Origin of the sequence: Achromobacter sp. AONIH1 (assembly GCF_002902905.1) — a bacterium.
GTDB lineage: Bacteria > Pseudomonadota > Gammaproteobacteria > Burkholderiales > Burkholderiaceae_B > Achromobacter.
In genome coordinates this window covers 1,103,446-1,121,581 of sequence record NZ_CP026124.1, presented here as the reverse complement: position 1 = coordinate 1,121,581, position 18,136 = coordinate 1,103,446, and the positions used below count along the sequence as shown (strand labels likewise).

Sequence of the window (18,136 nt, the reverse complement as noted above, 5' to 3'; positions counted from 1 at the left end):
GGCGTTCAGGGCTGCGCGTGGCGCGCCCAGGCCTCGTAGCCGCCGCGCAGCGCCCAGGTGCGGCGATAGCCGGCGGCGCGCAGCCGCCGGGCCAGCATCGCGGCCGAGACCTCGTTGGGGCAGGCGCAATAGACCACGATGTCGGCGTCCTGCGCGTCCGCCTCCAGCGGCGGCAGCGGCGCGCGCAGGTCCACCGCGATGGCGCCGGGAATGCGCTGGGCGTCGCGCTGGGCCTCGGGCCGCACGTCGAACACCAGCGCCTGGCGGCCGTCCTGACGCCAGCGCATCAGCTCGTCGACCGACAGCCTCGGGATGACGCGCAGCTTGCGCACCAGCACCCAGCGGCGCAGCGCGCGCACGACGATGTACAGCGCCAGCAGCGCGGCCAGCAAGCCCAGGCCCATGGCGCCATAGTTCGCCAGCAGGTCCAGCACGTCGTTGACCACGCCATGGAACAGGCCGCCCAGCAGCAGCGCCGAGCCGGCCCAGATCATCGCGCCGACCAGGTCGTACAGCAGGAAACGGCGCAAGCCGGTGCCCGTCAGGCCGGCCATGACGGTGGACAGCGCGCCCGCGCCCGGCAGGAACTTGCACACCAGCAGCGCGCGCACGCCGACGCGCAGGTACAGCCGCTGCGTCTGGCGGATGCAGGAATCCTGCGACAGCGACAGCTTGCAGACCACGCCAAGCAGGCGCGAACCGTAGCGCCGGCCCGCCAGGTACCAGAGGCTGTCGGCCAGCAGGCAGGCCAGCGTGGCCGCGATCCACGGCGCCAGCCAGCCGGCCGTGCCGGCCAGCGCGCCGGCGGCGATCAGCATGGGATAGGCGGGCACGGGCAGGCCGGCCTGTTCGATCAGGACGTTCCCGAACACCAACCAGGCGCCGTACTGCTCCAGCAGCAACTGTATGTCTTGCATCGTGTCTTCCGACGGGCCGCGCGGCGCGCGGCCGGGTTCAGGGACTGGCCGTCCCGCGAGGGGCGGGCCCGGTCCGGCACAGCGGGGCGGCGCCAGACGCGCGCGCCCGCGCCGGAATTTTAGGCGGCCCGGGCGGCCTTGCCAGCCCGGGCCGGTGGAACACTGCATTGCGCGGCGCGCCAGGATTTGAGCGCGCCGCCGTCCACCACCTGCAAAGCCGCACCACGATGGTGCCGACAATCCCCGCCGGCGTGCCTATAATCCTGCCCGGCCATCAGGTTTCCCCGACTTGCCGCGGGAACGCCGCATGGCATACAAATTGCTTCGCCATGGCAGGCCGCGAACCCGACCGTTCGGATGGGCGCGCCTGCCTGCGCCCCATCCGATGACCGATCCCAACACCACGCATCCGCCCGCTCGCCCCGGCTCGTCCGCCGGCGGCCGCAGCCATCGGGCGGCGAGGGGCCGCGCGCGCGGCGATCGCGTCCTTTCCCCATTCCCGTCCATCCCCGCGAAGGAGCCCCACGCATGAACTCCCTATTCCCCTCGTCCGCCCGCCGCGGCCTGCTCAAGCTGGCCGCCGCCGCCGGCGCGCTGATGCTGGCCGGCACGGTCCAGGCCCAGGCGCCCGAAAAGGTCAAGGTCGCCGCCATCTACACGGTGCCAGTCGAGCAGCAGTGGGTCTCGCGCATCCACAAGGCGCTGACCGCCGCCCGCGACCGCGGCGAGATCGACTACGCGTTCTCCGAGAACGTCACCAACGCCGACTACGAGCGCGTCATGCGCCAGTATGCCGAGCAGGGCAACAAGCTGGTGGTGGGCGAGGCCTTCGCGGTCGAGGCCGCCGCGCGCAAGGTCGCCAAGGACTATCCGCAGACCGCCTTCCTGATGGGTTCCTCGGGCAAGCCGCAGCAGCCCAACTTCGCGGTGTTCGACAACTACATCCAGGAGCCGGCCTACCTGACCGGCATGATCGCGGCCGGCATGAGCCAGACCGGCAAGATCGGCCTGGTGGGCGGCTACCCCATTCCCGAAGTGAACCGCCTGATGCAGGCCTTCATCGAAGGCGCGCGCGAGATCAGCCCCAAGGCCGAGTTCACCGTCACCTTCATCGGCTCCTGGTTCGATCCCCCGAAGGCCAAGGAAGCCGCCTTCGCCATGATCGACAAGGGCACCGACGTGCTCTACGCCGAGCGCTTCGGCGTGTCGGACGCCGCCAAGGAACGCGGCAAGCTGGCCATCGGCAACGTGATCGACACCCAGCCGCAGTACCCCGAGACCGTGGTGGCCTCGGCCCTGTGGAGCATGGAGCCGACCATCGACGCGGCGCTCAAGCAGGTCAAGGCCGGCGCCTTCAAGGCCGACGACTACGGCCAGTACTCGCTGATGAAGCACAAGGGCTCGTCGCTGGCGCCGCTGGGCACCTTCGCCGGCAAGATCCCGGCCGACCTGATCGCCAAGGTGGAAGCCAAACAGAAGGCCATCCTGGACGGCAGCTTCAGCGTCAAGGTCAACGACAAAGAACCCAAGTCCTCCGCGCGATGAGCCCGGCGCCGCTCGCCCTGCGACTGACGGGGATCACCAAGCGCTTCGGCAGCCTGACGGCCAACGACGACATCTCGCTCACGCTCGGACAGGGCGAGGTGCTGGCCCTGCTGGGCGAGAACGGCGCCGGCAAGTCCACGCTGGTGTCGATCCTGTTCGGCCACTACGTGGCCGACGCCGGCGCCATCGAGGTCTTCGGCCAGCCGTTGCCGCCAGGCCGGCCCGACGCGGCGCTGGCCGCGGGGGTCGGCATGGTGCACCAGCACTTCACGCTGGCCGACAACCTGACCGTGCTGGACAACATCATGGTGGGCACGGAATCGCTGTGGAAGCTGGCTTCCGGGCGGCGCCAGGCCCGCCGCAAGCTGGTCGAGCTGGGCCAGCGCTTCGGCCTGGGCGTGGATCCCGACGCGCGCGTCGGCACGCTGTCGGTGGGCGAGAAGCAGCGCGTTGAAATCCTGAAGGCGCTGTATCGCGGCGCGCGCGTCCTGATCCTGGACGAGCCCACCGCCGTGCTGACGCCGCAGGAAGTCGACGGCCTGTTCGCCACGCTGCGCGGTTTCGTGGACGAGGGCCTGGCCGTCATCTTCATTTCGCACAAGCTGGACGAAGTCATGGCGGTGTCGCGGCGCGTGGCCGTGCTGCGCCAGGGCAGGCTGGTGGCCGAGCGCGAAACCGCCGCCACCACGCCGGCCGAACTCGCCGAACTGATGGTGGGCCGCAAGGTCGCCATGCCGCACGCCGAGGCCGTGGCCGCCGCCGAGCAAGCGGCGCCGGTGATCGCGCTGTCGCAGGTGACAGTGCGCGACCGCGACGGCGCCACGCGCCTGGACAGCCTGGATCTGACCGTGCACCGGCACGAGATCGTGGCCATCGCCGGCGTGGCCGGCAACGGCCAGCAGGCGCTGGTGTCGGTGCTGACCGGCCTGCGCCAGCCCAGCGACGGCGCGATCCGGCTGGGACCGGAGCGCGCCCCCGCGCCCCGCACGCCCGCCGGCTGGACCGCCGCGCGCGTCGGCCGCATCCCGGAAGATCGCCACGGCGAAGGCATGATCGGCGACAGCCCGCTCTGGGAAAACGCCATCGTCGAAGACCTGAACGACCCGCGCTTCGCGCGCTGGGGCATGATCCGCGCGCGCGCCGGCCGCGCCTACGCGCAGGCGCTGGCCAGGCAGTTCGACGTGCGCGCCGCCTCGCTGGACGTACGCACCCGCAGCCTGTCCGGCGGCAATATGCAAAAGCTGATCCTGGGCCGCACGCTGGCCCGCGAGCCGGACTTCATCGTGGCCGACCAGCCCACCTGGGGCCTGGACATCGGCGCCGTGGCCTATGTGCGCGAACAGCTGCTGGCGGCCCGCCGGCGCGGCGCCGGCGTGCTGCTGGTGTCCGAGGACCTGGAAGAGATCTTCGCGCTGGCCGACCGCATCGCCGTGCTGTGCGGCGGCAAGCTGGTCGACGTCAAGCCGGTCGCGCAATGGACGCCGGCCAGCGTGGGCCTGGCCATGACGGGAACGCGCGCCTAGGGCCGGTCACGCCCCGGCGCGCGCTTCCCACCCATCACCGAGCAAACATACGCATGAAACTACTCCTGGAACGCCGCCCCGAGCCCAGCCGCCTCGCGCTGGCGCTGGCTCCCGTCGCGGCCATCCTCTTCACCCTGGCGGTCTGCGCACTGCTGGTGGCCTGGGCCGGCGCGCCCGTCGGGCGCACCTACGCGCTGCTGTTCGAGGGCGCCTTCGGCTCGCGCTTCGCGCTGTCCGAGACCCTGACCCGCTCCACGCCGCTGATGCTGACCGGCCTGGCCTGCGCGGTGGCCTTCCGCGCGCGCTTCTACAACATCGGCGCCGAGGGCCAGCTGTACCTGGGCGCGCTGGCGGCCGTGGCCGTGGGCGGCCTGCACGATGGCGCCGGCTTCGACCTGCCCGTGCCCATGCTGTTCGCCGGCATGATGCTGGCCGCCGCGCTGGCCGGCGCGCTGCTGCTGCTGATTCCGGCGCTGCTCAAGACGCGGCTGGGCGTGGACGAGGTGGTGACCACGCTGCTGGGCAACTTCATCGTGCTGCTGTTCGTCTCCATGATGCTGGACGGTCCCATGAAGGATCCCATGGCCATGGGCTGGCCGCAGTCGGTGGCGCTGAACGGCGACCTGGAGCTGGGCAAGCTGATCGAGCGCACCCGCGCCCACACCGGCCTGTTGTGGGCGGCCGGCCTGGCGCTGGGCCTGTGGCTGCTGAACCGCTACACGGTGTTCGGCTTCCAGATGCGCGCGGTCGGCGCCAACGCGCACGCCTCGCGCTTCCTGGGACTGCCGGTCAGCCGCGTGATGCTGGGCACCGCCATGCTGTCGGGCGCGCTGGCCGGGCTGGCCGGCGCCATCGAGGTGGCGGGCCGCACCGGCTACGTCACGCTGGACATGTCGCCGGGCTATGGCTACACGGGCGTGGTGGTCGCCATGCTGGCCGGCCTGCATCCGCTGGGCGTGATCCTGGCCAGCGTGTTCGTGGCCGGCATGCTGGTCGGCGCCGACAGCATGAGCCGCGCCATCGCCGTGCCCAACTACATCGCCGACGTCATCGTCGCCACCTCGCTGCTGGCCATGCTGGTGGCGACGCTGTTCGCGCAATACCGCCTGCGCCGCAACCGGGGCTGAATCATGGAATGGATGGATCTGCTGAGTTCTTCGGCGTTCTGGGTCGCGGTGCTGCGCCTGGCCACGCCGCTCATCCTGGGCACGCTGGGCGTGCTGCTGTGCGAGCGTGCCGGCGTGCTGAACCTGGGCATCGAGGGCATCATGGCCGCCGGCGCCTTCACCGGCTGGCTGGTGGTCTACCTGGGCGCGCCGCTGTATGTCGGCGTGCTGGCGGCGGCGCTGGCCGGCGCCGTGTTCGGCCTGCTGCATGCCGTGCTGACCGTGCCGCTGGGCCTGTCGCAGCACGTGTCGGGGCTGGGCGTGACGCTGCTGGCCACCAGCCTGAGCTACTTCGCCTACCGCGTCACCTTCCCCAGCGTGAACACGCCGCCCACGATCACGCCCTTCGCCGAGATGAAGTTCCTGGCCGGCATACCCGTGATCGGCCCGGTGCTGGCCGGCCAGACGCCCATGACGCTGCTGGCGCTGGCGGCGGTGCCGCTGCTGGCCTGGGTGCTGAACCGCACGCCAGTGGGCCTGGCCGTGCGCATGGTGGGCGAGAATCCCGCCGCCACCGAGGGCCAGGGCCTGTCGGTCACCCGCCTGCGCATCGGCGCCATCGTCGCCGGCTCGGCGCTGATGGGCGTGGCCGGCAGCTTCCTGACGCTGGCCGCCTTCAACGCCTTCTTCTTCAACATGGTCAACGGTCGTGGCTGGATCTGCGTGGCGCTGGTGGTGTTCGCGTCGTGGCGTCCCGGCAAGGCGCTGCTGGGCGCGCTGATCTTCGCCTTCTTCGACGCGCTGCAGCTGCGCCTGCAGCAGGGCGGGGCGGCGCTGCCGGGCCTGCCCGAGCTGCCGTATCAGGTATACCTGATGCTGCCGTACCTGCTTTCCATCCTGGCCCTGGTGGTGATGGCGCGCCGCGCCGCCTACCCGCAAGCCTTGATGAAACCCTACCGCAAGGGCGAACGCTAAAAGGGGTGTAGGCCCCCCCGAAGCGCTGCGCGCTTCCCCCCAGGGGGCGTCGCGACGGACCGGCAGAGCCGGCTCCGTGCGACCCCGATGGGGCGACGCTTCGTTCATGCGACGACGGTAAACGCAGCGCCATGAACCACTGACATCTTCCGCGAGGAACCACCATGCTCGACCTGATCATCAAACGCTGCACGCTGCCCGACGGCCGCCAGGACATCGACATCGGCATCGCCCAGGGCCGCATCGCGGCGCTGGAGCCGGCGCTCAAGGCCGAGGCCGCGCGCACCATCGACGCGGCCGGCCAGCTGGTGTCGTCGCCCTTCGTGGACGCGCACTTCCACATGGACTCGACGCTGTCCTTCGGGCTGCCGCGCGTGAACCAGTCGGGCACGCTGCTCGAAGGCATCGCGCTGTGGGGCGAACTCAAGCCGCTGCTGACGCAGGAAGCGCTGGTCGAGCGCGCGCTGGCCTATTGCGACTGGGCCGTGGCGCGCGGCCTGCTGGCGATCCGTTCGCATGTGGACGTGTGCGATCCGCGCCTGCTGGCGGTAGAGGCGCTGCTGCACGTGCGCGAGCGGGTCAAGCCCTACCTGGACCTGCAGCTGGTCGCCTTCCCGCAGGACGGCGTGCTGCGCGCCCCCGGCGCGATGGACAACCTCAAGCGCGCGCTGGACATGGGCGTGGACGTGGTCGGCGGCATTCCGCATTTCGAGCGCACCATGCAGGACGGCGCGGAATCGGTGCGTCTGCTGTGCGAGCTGGCCGCCGAGCGCGGCCTGCGCGTGGACATGCACTGCGATGAAAGCGACGATCCGCTGTCGCGCCACATCGAGACCCTGGCCTACCATGCGCAGCGCCTGGGCCTGCAGGGCCGCGTCACGGGCTCGCACCTGACGTCCATGCACTCGATGGACAACTACTACGTGTCCAAGCTGATCCCGCTGATGCGCGAAGCCGGCGTGTCGGCCATCGCCAACCCGCTCATCAACATCACGCTGCAGGGCCGCCACGACAGCTATCCCAAGCGCCGCGGCATGACGCGCGTGCCCGAGCTGCTGGCCGCCGGCGTGCCGGTGGCCTTCGGCCACGACTGCGTGATGGATCCCTGGTACAGCCTGGGCTCGGGCGACATGCTGGAGGTCGCGCACATGGGCCTGCACGTGGCGCAGATGACGGGCCAGGACGCCATGCGCGCCTGTTTCGAGGCCGTGACCACGACCCCGGCCCGCATCCTGGGCCTGGACGACACCGGCCTGGCGGTGGGCAAGCGCGCCGACCTGGTGCTGCTGCAGGCGCGCGACGCGGTCGAGGCGCTGCGCCTGCGCGCCACGCGCCTGATGGTGCTGCGCGGCGGGGAAGTCATCGCCGAAACCCCGCCGGCCACCGCCACGCTGCACCTGCCGGGCCGTCCCGCGCAGGTCAGCTTCCAGACGCCGGCCCGCTGAGCGCATGCGGCGCGGCAGCCACGCCGCGCCGCATGCGCCCGGCTTCGTCCCGCCTTACTTCAACGGCATGCAGATGCAGGTCTGCAATTGCGCCGGCGGCGTGGTGCGCGGGTCGTTCATGTACATCTCGAACATGGGGAAGTCCGCCGGCACCTCGCCACTGCCGGGCAGCCATTCCGAGAACATCCAGTTGTAGGGCTTGTCCATCTCGTTGTACGGACCGGTATAGGTCAGGATGGCGCAGCGGCCTTGCGGGATCTCGAAGCGTTCCAGCTCGTCGCCCAGGTCGGCGTCGGGCGCGACCGACATGCCGGCCTTGGCGCGCAGCTCGCTGGCCGGCACCTGCTCGGGATCATCCAGGTACACGCCGTAGCCGACCGATTCGGGCCGCGCCAGGCCGCGGCTGGCGGCCAGCATGAAGACGCGCGAGAACAGCGGGCCGATCTCCTGGTAGCTGCCGCGATGCGACAGGACCGCCAGCGTGGCGCCGGGAAAGGTTTCGATCTTGATGGGGTACATGCCTAGCTCCTGTGGGTCGAAGGGACGGGAGCGGGCGGCCCGGTAGCGCCCCGGCGAAATGCCGAAGGTCGCGCCGAATGCCCGGTTGAACGCCGCGTCCGACTCATAGCCGGCGCGCTGCGCCACCTCGCGCAAGGAAGCCTCGGACCGTCCCAGCGCCACCGCCGCGCGGTGCATGCGGATGCGCTGCACGGTGGCGTTCACCGTTTCTCCCATCAAGGCGCGGTAGACGCGATGGAAGTGGTACGGCGACAGGCAGGCCAGGTCCGCCAGCCGGTACAGGTCCGGGTCGGCGTCCGGGTGGCTCGCCAGCCAGCGCAGGACGGGTTCCAGGCGCTGGCCATAGTGGTTCAGGGTTTCGGGCTTCATGCGGTCTCCTTGGAACGCACTGTAGCGGCGGCCCATTTGCAGATTTTGCGATTTTCGCGTGCCGGTCGGCACACGCCCAGGCGCCGGAACGCGGCAGCCCTCCGGCACGGAAGCGCCGCGAGGATTGCCGGCGCGCTAGCGGACGATCATCTTGTTCCAGCGCGCGTTGAACGCGGGACGATCGGCGTTGATGCGCTCCCAGTTCACGATCTTGGCGTTGGTCATATAGCCCTGAAAGCGCTTGAACGACACGACGTGGTCGGGCGGCGGCGAGACATTCTTGTTCGACGGAAACAAGCTGCCCGTCTCCAGCGCCTTGACCTGCGCCTGCACCGACAGCAGGTACAGCGCCAGTTGCTGCGACAGTTCAGGCTCGCTATTGCGGGCCACCACGCACTCGGCCACCATCAGCACCGCGGAGCCCTCCTTGGGCGCGGCATACTCCACCGGCACGCCCATGCGTTTCAGGCGCATGACGGCGGTGGGGGACAGCGGAAACAGCGCGGCCTCGTCGGCCTCGATCAGCTCGCCCAGCCGGGCCGAGTCAGGCAGGTATTCCCGCACATTGGCGCCGACCGAGCCGGGCCAGGCGCGAAAGCCGGGATTGGTGTCTGCATCGGTGCCGCCCTGGATGCGGTTGAACATGAGGAAAGCGTGCAGGCCGAAGGTGCTGGCGGCGGCGGACTGCATCACCACCTTGCCCTTGTACCGGGGGTCGGCCAGGTCCATCCAGGACGTGGGCGGCGCCCAGCCCTGCCGGGCGAACAGGCGGGTGTTGTAGCCCAGCCCGGTCATGCCGACGTTCAGGCCCACCGCCTTGCGGTCGCGCCGGACGGCGGTGGGGTACAGCTCGCGCAGCACAGGATCGTCCCTGAGCGGCTGGCACAGGCCGGCGGCGACGGCCCGCACCATGACGCCGTCGTCCAGGAACATCAGGTGCATGCCGGGCTTGCCCTTCTGCGCCTGGGCGCGGGCCAGCACCTCGGCCGACGTGCCCGGCACCACTTCGATCCGCACGCCCTGGGCGCGCTCGAAATCCGGAAACACGTGCTTCGCATAGGCTTCGGCCATGCCGCCGCCATTCATGCCCACGTACAGCGTCTTCTGCTGGGCCGGGGCGACTGCCGGGAGCAGGACGGCCATGGCCGCGCCGGCCAGCAGCCGCAACGCCTTGCCCAGGCGGACGGGGCCGCCTTGCTTCTTGCTCATCATCGTGACTCCGGAGTGGGTCTGCCTGGAAGCTGGAGCATACTGCCGGGAATGCGACGACTGAAAGACGGGCCCGGCCTGCCTCAGACCGGATAGGTGCCCGGCAGCAGGATGCTGCGGTCGCCCGGCACGATCGAGCGGCGGCCGCACAGGGCCATGGTGGTGTCCATTTCCTTGTAAAGGATCTCCAGCACGCGGCGCACGCCGTCCTGGCCGTAGGCGCCCAGGCCGTAGAGGAAGGCGCGGCCGATCATGGCGCCGCGCGCGCCCAGCGCCACGGCCTTGAGGATGTCCTGGCCGGAGCGCACGCCGCCGTCCATCCAGACTTCGATCTTCGAGCCCACCGCGTCGGCGATGGACGGCACCGCCGCGATCGAGGACATGGCGCCGTCGAGCTGGCGGCCGCCGTGGTTGCTGACGATGAGCGCGTCGGCGCCGCTGTTGGCGGCCAGCTGGGCGTCCTCGACGTCCAGGATGCCCTTGAGGATGAGCTTGCCGCCCCAGCGCTGCTTGATCCACTCGACGTCGTCCCAGCTCAGGCGCGGGTCGAACTGCTCGGCGGTCCAGGAGGACAGCGAGGACAGGTCGCTCACGCCCTTGGCGTGGCCGACGATGTTGCCGAAGGTGCGGCGCTTGGTGCCCAGCATGCCCATGCACCAGCGCGGCTTGGTCGCCAGGTTGATCAGGTTGCGCAGCGTGGGCTTGGGCGGGGTGGACAGGCCGTTCTTGATGTCCTTGTGGCGCTGACCCAGGATCTGCAGGTCCAGCGTCAGCACCAGCGCCGAGCAGCCGGCGGCCTTGGCGCGGTCGATCAGGTTGCCGACGAATTCGCGGTCGCGCATCACGTACAGCTGGAACCAGAACGGCTTGCCGGTGGCGGCGGCCACGTCTTCCAGCGAGCAGATGCTCATGGTGGACAGCGTGAAGGGCACGCCGAATTCGGCGGCGGCCTTGGCCGCCAGGATCTCGCCGTCGGCGTGCTGCATGCCGGTCAGGCCGGTCGGCGCGATGGCCAGCGGCATGGCCACGTCATGGCCGGCCAGCGTGGTGCGCAGCGAGCGTCCTTCCATGTTCACCGCCACGCGCTGGCGCAGCTTGATCTTCTGGAAATCGCTCTCGTTGGCGCGGTAGGTGCCCTCGGTCCAGGCGCCCGAATCGGCGTAGTCGTAGAACATGCGCGGCACGCGGCGTTTCGCGACTACGCGCAAATCTTCGATGCAGGTGATCGTTGAGAGCTTAGCGGTCATGGCTGGGTCTGTAGAGTGCGGGACGCGCGGCGGAACCGGCGCATGCGCGCGCGCCGCGCGGCATGGCGCGGGCAGAGGCGGAACATCGGGAAGGGCCCGATCGCATGGCGTCCTTGGTTTTTCTTGGAAGAATGGGGCCGCCGGCGGCGGGCGGCCTTGCAGTGCAGCAAGGCCCTGCGGCCCGGCGGCGCCGCCCAGTATACGCGCCGGTGCCGGCGGGCGAGGCCCGCCGGCGCTGCTTTTTCACGGATTCCGCGAGGCGCCGTGCATGCGGACGACGCACATACGAGGCTTCGGGCGGCCGGGCGTCGAGCTGCCCGGCGCCGGGCCGGCCGGCGCGCCGGACCGCGTCAGCGCGGCCAGACCTTGTTGACCGCGCGGATGGTGGCCCAGGCCAGCCAGCGCGGACTGGTCAGGCGGATGGCCGGCAGGCGCCGCACCAGGTCCACCGCCAGGCCGCCGCGGCGATGCCATTCCTTCTTGCGCGTCTGGCTGTCGGTCCAGCGGCCTTCCAGCCACGGGAACTCGCGGCGTCCCGGCTTGTACACGGGCGGCGTGTTGTAGATCAGGATGTAGGCCAGCCTGGGCGCGTCGGAGGTGTTGGCGCCGGTGTGATGCAGTGTGCGCGCGTCGTGCACCGTGCAGCCGCCCGGCGCCAGCGGCTCGGCCACGGCCAGATCGCGGGCGAAGTCGCCGCAGCATTCCAGCGGGTGCAGATGCTTGTCGCCGCCGGGCGAGCGATGCTCCAGCACGTCCCATTTGTTGGACCCGGGGATGAACTGCATGCAGCCGTTCTCCAGCGTGGCCGGCTGCAGCGCCAGCCAGATGCTCAGCTCCTTGTAGACGAAGTCGGGCGAGCGGAAGGCCTCGTCCTGGTGCCAGGGCGTCTCGGGCCCGCCCCCGCCCGGCTTGAGCAGCGCGTGCTCGCCATACAGCGCCGCGTCCGGCCCCAGCAGCTGGCGCGCCATCGCCAGGGTGCGGGCGTGGTACGTCGTCTTCAGCAGGTCGGGGGCATAATGGCGCGGATCGTGCAGGCTGGGAAACCGCGCCGGCCTGGAAGGATCGTCCCGGCTGATGAAGTCGTACTGCGCGCCCTCGTTGTAGCCCGTCCTGTTCTCGAACATGTCCATCAGCGTGGCGCGTATGTAGCCCACTTCGTCCTGCGGGCAGATGCCGTCCAGGGCCAGGTAGCCCTGCTCTCGGTAACGCGCTGTCTCTGCTTCCGACAACAGACTGGTCTCTTCCATAATGGCCTCTCCAAGCTCGTTCACGAATGGGTATGCGGGGGTTCCTGCATCGATATCCAAGGCGGGCGCGCCGACGCGGCCTGGCCCAGGCCGGGGCGGCGCGCCATATGCTTGACACATGCACTAACGTATCGCTTCGATGCCCGGCGGCCCATAGACCATCCGCATTAGCCCCTAGCGGCGACGGGCCGGCGCTGTTGCGACGCATCATCTGAAGGAAGAAACATGCAAGACCCCCATCACCCGGACACCCATCTGGAAACCGTCCACGTCACCGTCAGCGGCAAGGTGCAGGGCGTCGGCTACCGCCATGCCACGGTCCGGCGCGCCCATCTGCTGGGCGCGCGCGGCTGGGTGCAGAACATGGAGGACGGCACGGTCGAGGCCCTGGTGCAGGGCACGCCCGACCAGGTCGACCACATGCTGGAATGGCTGCGGCGCGGCCCGCCGGGCGCCTGGGTGGCCGAGATCGTCACGCGCCGGGAGTACACCGACAAGCGCTACATCCGCTTCGAGCAGCTGTAGGACCGCGCCGCCACGCCGGGCGGCTTAGTCCCGGCGGTGGATGGGCCCACGCGGCACGGGCGCGGACAGGGAATTGTCAGCATGGCCGGCGCGCCGGCAGGCGCGCGACCTGATCAGCGGCCGCGGATCCAGCGCCCGCCAAGCTGGTTGACGATCAGGCCCGCCAGCACCCCGGCGGCGCCCAGCCATTGCAGCGGCATCAGCGCCTCGCCATAGGCGGCGGCCGCCGCCGACAGACCCACCACCGGCACCAGCAGCGAGAACGGCGCGATCTTCGCGGCCGGATGGCGCGTCAGCAGGCGCGTCCACAGCGTATAGGCCACCAGCGTCGCCAGCACCGCCAGGTACAGCACCGACAGCGCCTCGCCCCAGCCCATGCCGGCGAGCATGCCCAGCACCGGCTCCCAGCCGTCGATCAGCACCGCCAGCAGCAGGAAGGGCAGCACCGGCGCCAGGCTGCTCCAGGCGATGAACGCGAAGGGGTCGTAGCCGGGCGCACGGTTGCTGGCCAGACGCACGATGATGTTCGACACCGCCCACATGAAGGCCGCGCCCAGCGTCAGGACGAAACCGATCATGGTCATCTGGCCCGGTCCGTCGCCACGGCCCAGCGCGATCACGGCCAGGCCCAGCGCGGCCACGCCCAACCCGATCCAGTGATGCCGGCGCGCGCGTTCGCGCAGCAGCGGAGCGGCCAGCAGCAGCGTGAAGAAGGCCTGCGTCTGGATCACCAGCGAGGCCATGCCGGCGGGCATGCCGGCCTGCAGCGCCACGAACAGCAGCCCGAACTGGCCCAGGCCCTGCGCCAGGCCATAAGCCGCGATCCAGCGCCAGGGCAGCCTGGGCGGACGCACGAACAGGATCAGGGGAAAGGCCGCCAGCGCGAAGCGCAGCGCGCCGAGCATCATCGGCGACAGGCCCTTGAGGCCCGTTTTCATGACGACGAAATTCAGGCCCCAGATCACCACCACGGCGAGCGCGCAGAGGTAATCCTTGCGGGTGAGGGAGGGGGGAGACATGCGGCATTATCGCATCGCCCGCGTGTCGGCAGGCGATGCAATCGACGAGGAAATCCGCGTCGCAACCCAGGCCGCAAGCGGCTCCGGGAAGAGCCGGTTCAGCTGGCCTGCAGCACCCGGCCGAAGGCTTGCACGGCGCGGTCGATGTCGGCCGCGCCGATGTGGCGATGGGTCACGCAGCGCAGCCGCGTCACGCCCCAGGGGCGGGTCAGCACGCCCTCGGCCGCCAGGGCCTGGACCCACTGCGCGTTGCCCATGCCGGAGTCGGCGGTCTCGACCTGCACGATATTGGTCTGCGGCACGGTGGCCGACAGGCGCGGGTGCAGGCGGTTCAGTCCCTCGCTCAGCCGCGCGGCGGTGGCGTGATCCTCGGCCAGCCGGCCGCCCATGGTCTGCACGGCCTCCAGTCCGGCCGCGCCCATGATGCCGGCCTGGCGCTGCGCGCCGCCCAGCATGCGGCGCAGCGTGCGGGCCTTGGCGAGTAGCGGGCGCGGCCCGGCCAGCACCGCGCCGACCGGCGCGCTCAGGCCCTTGGACAGGCACAGCGACACAGTGTCGGCGTGCTGCGCGATGTCCAGCGGCGTGACGCCCAGCGCCACGGCGGCGTTGTACATGCGCGCCCCGTCCAGGTGCACCGAGATGCCGCGGCTGTTGGCCATGCCGTACACCGACCGCATGTGGTCCAGCGGCAGCACGGTGCCGCCGGCGTTGTTGTGCGTGGTCTCCATCGCCACCAGCGAGGTCTTCAGGCGCATCCCTTCGGTCAGCAGCGCCTCTTCGAGCCGGTTCAAGTCCATGGCGCCGTCCGCGCCCGGCACACAGTGATAGAACACGCCGGTGAAGGTGGCCGCGCCGCGCTCGGAGGTGTACATGTGCGCGGTGGACTCCAGGATGACCTGCTCATTGCGCTGCGTCTGCGCCAGCACGGCCAGCAGGTTGGCCATGGTGCAGCTGGGCACGAACAGCCCGGCCTGCTTGCCCAGCTGCGCCGCGACGTAGGCTTCCAGCTCGCGCACGGTGGGATCGCCATCCAGCGCGTCATCGCCGATCGGCGCGCCGCGCATGCGCTCGTACATGGCCTCGGTGGGCAGGGTGACGGTATCGCTGCGCAGGTCGACGGCGTTGGCGGGGCGTGGGGCGAAGGTTTGCTCGGTCATGACTTTCAGTGCTGGAGAATTTTGGAAAGAAACTGACGCGTGCGCGGCGCACGCTCCTCGACATTGCCGAAGAACTGCTCTTTCGGGCAGTCCTCGACGATCTTGCCGCCGTCCATGAAGATGACGCGGTCGGCGACGCGGCGGGCGAATCCCATTTCATGGGTCACCACCATCATGGTCATGCCTTCGCCGGCCAGGTCCGTCATCACGTCCAGCACCTCGTTGACCATCTCGGGGTCCAGCGCCGAGGTCGGCTCGTCGAACAGCATGACCACCGGATCCATCGACAGCGCGCGCGCGATCGCCACGCGCTGCTGCTGGCCGCCGGACAACTCGCCGGGATGCTTGTCCTTGTGCGCCGACAGGCCCACGCGCTCCAGCAGCGCCAGCGCGCGCTGGCGCGCCTCGTCGCGGCCGCGGCCCAGCACCTTGACCTGGCCCAGGCACAGGTTCTCGGTCACGCTCAGGTGCGGGAACAGCTCGAAATGCTGGAACACCATGCCGGCCACGGAACGCAGCTTGGGCAGGTTGGTGCGCGGATCGCCCACGGAGGTGCCGTTGACGATGATCTCGCCCTGCTGGAAGGGTTCCAGCGCGTTGACGGTCTTGATCAGCGTGGACTTGCCCGAGCCGGACGGTCCGCAGACCACCACCACTTCGCCCTTGGCCACGGCGGTGGTGCAGGCATCCAGCACCTGGAAGGATCCATACCACTTGCTGACCTGCTTGATTTCTATCATCGGAGGATTCGGAGAGGCTTGCATCGTTGCACCTGTGGATAAGCTAGCGCAGCACGCGGGCGCGCTTTTCCAGCCGCTTGACCAGCCGCGAGGCGGTGAAGCAGATCAGGAAATACACCAGCGCCACGAACAGATAGAGCTCCACCAGCCGGCCGTCGCGCTGGCCGATCTTGGAGGCCGCGCCCAGGAAGTCCGTCAGCGACAGCACATACACCAGCGACGTATCCTGGAACAGGATGATGACGCGCGTGAGCAGCGCCGGGATCATGTTGCGAAAGGCCTGCGGCAGCACCACGTAGCGCATGCCCTGCCACGGGCTCAATCCCAGCGCCAGGCCGGCCGAGACCTGCCCGCGCGAGATCGACTGGATGCCGGCCCGCATGATTTCGCAGAAGTAGGCGGCCTCGAACAGGGTGAAGGTGATCACCGCCGAATTGAACGCGCCCACGCGCACCGGCGTGGGCGAGCCCAGCGCCCAGGCGGCCATGTAGGGCACCAGGAAATAGAACCAGAAGATGACCAGCAGCAACGGGATGGAGCGCATCACGTTCACGTAGATGCCGGCCGGCACCGACAGCAGTTTGAAGCGCGACAGCCGCATCATGGCCAGCAGCGTGCCCAGCGCCAGCCCCATCACGGCGGCCAGCAAGGTCAGCGTCAGCGTGAACGTCATTCCCGTCTTGAACAGATAGGGAAGGGCGCTGGCGATGGCGTCGAAATCGAATTTACCCACGGCGCGCCCCTAGCGACTCTTGCCCGCCGGGCCGATCAGCCCGGGGATGGCCACGCGGCGCTCGAGCATGCGCATGCCCAGCACCACCACGCCGTTCAGAATCAGGTAGACCGCGGTCGCGGCCGAGAACGCCTCGAAGATGTGAAAGCTGAATTCCTGCATCGAGCGCGCCTGGCCGGTCAGCTCCAGCAGGCCGATGGTCAGCGCCACCGACGAATACTTGATCGTGCCCATGAACTCGGACGTCAGCGGAGGCAGCACGATGCGGTAGGCCTGCGGCAGGATGATGTAGCGGTACACCTGCGCCTCGGTCAGCCCCTGCGCGATGCCGGCCTGGAGCTGGCCGCGCGGCAGCGACTGGATGCCCGCGCGCACCTGCTCGGCCACGCGCGACGATCCATAGAAACCCAGGCACAGCACCGCCGGCAGGAACTGGCCCCAGGGCTGCGGCATCTGCTTCATGGCCACGCCCCAGGCATGCGGCAACAGCTCGGGCAGCACGAAATACCAGAGGAACATCTGCACCAGCAGCGGGATGTTGCGGAACACCTCGACATAGGCCGCGCCGGCGAAGTTCAGGGCGCGCGAGCTTGCCGTGCGCATCACGCCCAGGCAGGAGCCCAGCAGCAGCGAGAAGACCCAGGCGATCAGGGACAGCGCCAGCGTCCACCCCACGCCGATCAGCAGCGTTTCCAGGAAGGTATGCACGCCGTCCGGCGACATGTCCAGGAATACGCTCCAGCTCCAGTTGTAATTCATGAATCCGCCTCAAGTTTCGGCGCCGGGCGGCGCCAGACCCCATTGCCGCCGCGCGGCCGTCGCGGCCGCGCGGCGCCTCAGCCGCTTACTCGTAGGCCTTGGGGTCGCCCGAATCGGTCGGGTTGGCGAGCGCGCGCTTGAAGGCGTCGCTCATGGGGTACTTGAGGTTGATCTGCTTGGGCGGGATCGGCGAATTGAAGTACTTCTCGTACAGCGCCGCGACCTTGCCGTTCTTGATCATGTCCAGCACGGCGCCGTCCACCACCTTCTTGAAGGCCGGGTCGTCCTTGGGCTGCATGATGCCGTAGGGCGCCAGCTCATAGCCCTTGGTGCCGATCACGAAGGCGGAGGGATCCTTGGACGAGGCCACCGAGCCGTAGGCCAGGCCGTCGTCGTTCATCGTGCCCGCGACGCGGCCGGATTCGACCATCAGGAAGGTCTCGCCGGTGTCCTTGGCCGGCACGATGGTGATGCCCAGGTTGCCCTGCGCGTTCAATTGGGATGCCAGCTTGAACGTCTGGCCGCCGGCCTGCGCCGCGATCGACTTGCCCTTGAAGGTGGCCAGGTTGTTCGGGTCGACGCCGCCGTCCTTGCGCGCCACCACCACGACCTGGGCCAGGAAGGTGGTCGGGGCGAAGGAGACGAACTTGTGCCGGTCTTCCTTATTGGTGGTGTTGCCGCATTCCAGGTCGATGGTGCCGTTGGCCAGCAGCGGGATCCGGGTGGCCGAGGTGGTCGGGTTGTAGCGCACTTCCAGCTTGGGCAGCTTGAGCGCTTCCTTCACGTACTGGGCGACCTGCTGGCAGATTTCCACCGTGTAGCCGATCGGCTTCTGGTTGCCGTCCAGGTAGGCGAAGGGGACCGAGGTTTCCGGATGGCCCAGCGTGATCACGCCGGTTTCACGGATCTTGTCCAGCCGGCTGGGGCCTTCGGCGTGGGCGGTGGCGGCGGCCGACAGCGCGGCGATGGAGAGCGCGGCAAAAGCTTTCATCTTATTCCCTTGGCGCCGGAGCACCGGCGCTTGCATATGATTCCGATCAGCGGCACCGCACCCGCCGGCAACCGCCTCGTCCCGCGATGAGCCCCGCGGCTGGCGAAAAG

General features: G+C 69.6%; 17 protein-coding genes. 6 read left to right on the top strand and 11 right to left on the bottom strand.

Translation table 11 applies throughout. The annotated features are described in order from the left end of the window. Nucleotides 1-5 precede the first annotated feature (5 nt). Nucleotides 6-917, bottom strand: coding sequence for a DedA family protein/thiosulfate sulfurtransferase GlpE (locus C2U31_RS05175; protein ID WP_103271860.1), 912 nt, complete (start codon nt 915-917; stop codon nt 6-8). Between the two features lie 528 nt (nt 918-1,445). On the opposite strand from C2U31_RS05175, the gene C2U31_RS05170 reads away from it, so the two are divergent. The 5 genes from C2U31_RS05170 to C2U31_RS05150 all read left to right on the top strand — a co-directional run bounded on the left by C2U31_RS05170 (nt 1,446) and on the right by C2U31_RS05150 (nt 7,511). Then, nucleotides 1,446-2,462, top strand: a complete 1,017-nt coding sequence (locus C2U31_RS05170) for a BMP family protein (RefSeq protein ID WP_103271859.1) — start codon at nt 1,446-1,448, stop codon at nt 2,460-2,462. Beyond that, nucleotides 2,459-3,985, top strand: coding sequence for an ABC transporter ATP-binding protein (locus C2U31_RS05165; RefSeq protein WP_103271858.1), 1,527 nt, complete (start codon nt 2,459-2,461; stop codon nt 3,983-3,985). The genes C2U31_RS05170 and C2U31_RS05165 overlap by 4 nt, the downstream gene beginning before the upstream one ends. Before the next feature lie 53 nt (nt 3,986-4,038). Continuing rightward, nucleotides 4,039-5,112, top strand: a complete 1,074-nt coding sequence (locus C2U31_RS05160; protein WP_103271857.1) for an ABC transporter permease — start codon at nt 4,039-4,041, stop codon at nt 5,110-5,112. Nucleotides 5,113-5,115: 3 nt separating this feature from the next. Continuing rightward, nucleotides 5,116-6,066 carry an ABC transporter permease gene (locus C2U31_RS05155; RefSeq protein ID WP_199770956.1) on the top strand — a complete coding sequence of 317 codons (951 nt, stop codon included), beginning with the start codon at nt 5,116-5,118 and terminating at the stop codon, nt 6,064-6,066. A gap of 164 nt (nt 6,067-6,230) precedes the next feature. Next, on the top strand, nt 6,231-7,511 hold the full coding sequence (locus C2U31_RS05150) for an amidohydrolase family protein (protein WP_103271855.1): 1,281 nt from the start codon (nt 6,231-6,233) through the stop codon (nt 7,509-7,511). Between the two features lie 54 nt (nt 7,512-7,565). Here C2U31_RS05150 and C2U31_RS05145 read toward each other — a convergent pair whose 3' ends face one another. The 4 genes from C2U31_RS05145 to C2U31_RS05130 form a co-directional block, all read right to left on the bottom strand. Then, a complete protein-coding gene (locus C2U31_RS05145; RefSeq protein WP_103271854.1) occupies nt 7,566-8,399 on the bottom strand; it encodes a GyrI-like domain-containing protein in 834 nt (277 codons plus the stop codon). A gap of 135 nt (nt 8,400-8,534) precedes the next feature. Next, a complete protein-coding gene (locus tag C2U31_RS05140; RefSeq protein ID WP_369869741.1) occupies nt 8,535-9,611 on the bottom strand; it encodes an extracellular solute-binding protein in 1,077 nt (358 codons plus the stop codon). Between the two features lie 80 nt (nt 9,612-9,691). After that, nucleotides 9,692-10,855, bottom strand: coding sequence for an alpha-hydroxy acid oxidase (locus C2U31_RS05135; RefSeq protein WP_103271853.1), 1,164 nt, complete (start codon nt 10,853-10,855; stop codon nt 9,692-9,694). Nucleotides 10,856-11,205: 350 nt separating this feature from the next. After that, nucleotides 11,206-12,102: a phytanoyl-CoA dioxygenase family protein gene (locus tag C2U31_RS05130; protein WP_103271852.1), complete on the bottom strand. Its 897-nt coding sequence runs from the start codon at nt 12,100-12,102 to the stop codon at nt 11,206-11,208. Nucleotides 12,103-12,327: 225 nt separating this feature from the next. Here C2U31_RS05130 and C2U31_RS05125 point away from each other — a divergent pair, with 225 nt between their 5' ends. Further along, entirely contained in the window at nt 12,328-12,627 is a 300-nt protein-coding gene (locus tag C2U31_RS05125; protein WP_103271851.1) for an acylphosphatase, read from the top strand. 113 nt (nt 12,628-12,740) lie between these two features. On the opposite strand, the gene C2U31_RS05120 is transcribed toward C2U31_RS05125, so the two are convergent. The 6 genes from C2U31_RS05120 to C2U31_RS05095 all read right to left on the bottom strand — a co-directional run bounded on the left by C2U31_RS05120 (nt 12,741) and on the right by C2U31_RS05095 (nt 18,026). Then, complete coding sequence (locus C2U31_RS05120) at nt 12,741-13,646, bottom strand: EamA family transporter (RefSeq protein WP_103271850.1); 906 nt, start codon at nt 13,644-13,646, stop codon at nt 12,741-12,743. 98 nt (nt 13,647-13,744) lie between these two features. Continuing rightward, nucleotides 13,745-14,803 (bottom strand): low specificity L-threonine aldolase, encoded by a 1,059-nt coding sequence (locus tag C2U31_RS05115; protein ID WP_103271849.1) that lies wholly within the window; start codon nt 14,801-14,803, stop codon nt 13,745-13,747. Between the two features lie 5 nt (nt 14,804-14,808). Further along, on the bottom strand, nt 14,809-15,543 hold the full coding sequence (locus C2U31_RS05110) for an amino acid ABC transporter ATP-binding protein (RefSeq protein ID WP_103271848.1): 735 nt from the start codon (nt 15,541-15,543) through the stop codon (nt 14,809-14,811). Nucleotides 15,544-15,586: 43 nt separating this feature from the next. Beyond that, nucleotides 15,587-16,276 (bottom strand): amino acid ABC transporter permease, encoded by a 690-nt coding sequence (locus C2U31_RS05105; protein WP_103271847.1) that lies wholly within the window; start codon nt 16,274-16,276, stop codon nt 15,587-15,589. A 9-nt stretch (nt 16,277-16,285) separates the two neighbouring features. After that, complete coding sequence (locus tag C2U31_RS05100; protein ID WP_103271846.1) at nt 16,286-17,035, bottom strand: amino acid ABC transporter permease; 750 nt, start codon at nt 17,033-17,035, stop codon at nt 16,286-16,288. 85 nt (nt 17,036-17,120) lie between these two features. Next, nucleotides 17,121-18,026, bottom strand: a complete 906-nt coding sequence (locus tag C2U31_RS05095) for an amino acid ABC transporter substrate-binding protein (RefSeq protein ID WP_103271845.1) — start codon at nt 18,024-18,026, stop codon at nt 17,121-17,123. Nucleotides 18,027-18,136: the final 110 nt, after the last annotated feature.

Coding starts and splice junctions, on each gene's coding strand:
- C2U31_RS05170 (WP_103271859.1), top strand. CDS start 1,446: ATGAACTCCCTATTCCCCTCGTCCGCCCGCCGCGGCCTGCTCAAGCTG.
- C2U31_RS05130 (WP_103271852.1), bottom strand. CDS start 12,102: ATGGAAGAGACCAGTCTGTTGTCGGAAGCAGAGACAGCGCGTTACCGA.
- C2U31_RS05150 (WP_103271855.1), top strand. CDS start 6,231: ATGCTCGACCTGATCATCAAACGCTGCACGCTGCCCGACGGCCGCCAG.
- C2U31_RS05135 (WP_103271853.1), bottom strand. CDS start 10,855: ATGACCGCTAAGCTCTCAACGATCACCTGCATCGAAGATTTGCGCGTA.
- C2U31_RS05110 (WP_103271848.1), bottom strand. CDS start 15,543: ATGATAGAAATCAAGCAGGTCAGCAAGTGGTATGGATCCTTCCAGGTG.
- C2U31_RS05140 (WP_369869741.1), bottom strand. CDS start 9,611: ATGATGAGCAAGAAGCAAGGCGGCCCCGTCCGCCTGGGCAAGGCGTTG.
- C2U31_RS05115 (WP_103271849.1), bottom strand. CDS start 14,803: ATGACCGAGCAAACCTTCGCCCCACGCCCCGCCAACGCCGTCGACCTG.
- C2U31_RS05125 (WP_103271851.1), top strand. CDS start 12,328: ATGCAAGACCCCCATCACCCGGACACCCATCTGGAAACCGTCCACGTC.
- C2U31_RS05120 (WP_103271850.1), bottom strand. CDS start 13,646: ATGTCTCCCCCCTCCCTCACCCGCAAGGATTACCTCTGCGCGCTCGCC.
- C2U31_RS05100 (WP_103271846.1), bottom strand. CDS start 17,035: ATGAATTACAACTGGAGCTGGAGCGTATTCCTGGACATGTCGCCGGAC.
- C2U31_RS05160 (WP_103271857.1), top strand. CDS start 4,039: ATGAAACTACTCCTGGAACGCCGCCCCGAGCCCAGCCGCCTCGCGCTG.
- C2U31_RS05165 (WP_103271858.1), top strand. CDS start 2,459: ATGAGCCCGGCGCCGCTCGCCCTGCGACTGACGGGGATCACCAAGCGC.
- C2U31_RS05145 (WP_103271854.1), bottom strand. CDS start 8,399: ATGAAGCCCGAAACCCTGAACCACTATGGCCAGCGCCTGGAACCCGTC.
- C2U31_RS05175 (WP_103271860.1), bottom strand. CDS start 917: ATGCAAGACATACAGTTGCTGCTGGAGCAGTACGGCGCCTGGTTGGTG.
- C2U31_RS05155 (WP_199770956.1), top strand. CDS start 5,116: ATGGAATGGATGGATCTGCTGAGTTCTTCGGCGTTCTGGGTCGCGGTG.
- C2U31_RS05095 (WP_103271845.1), bottom strand. CDS start 18,026: ATGAAAGCTTTTGCCGCGCTCTCCATCGCCGCGCTGTCGGCCGCCGCC.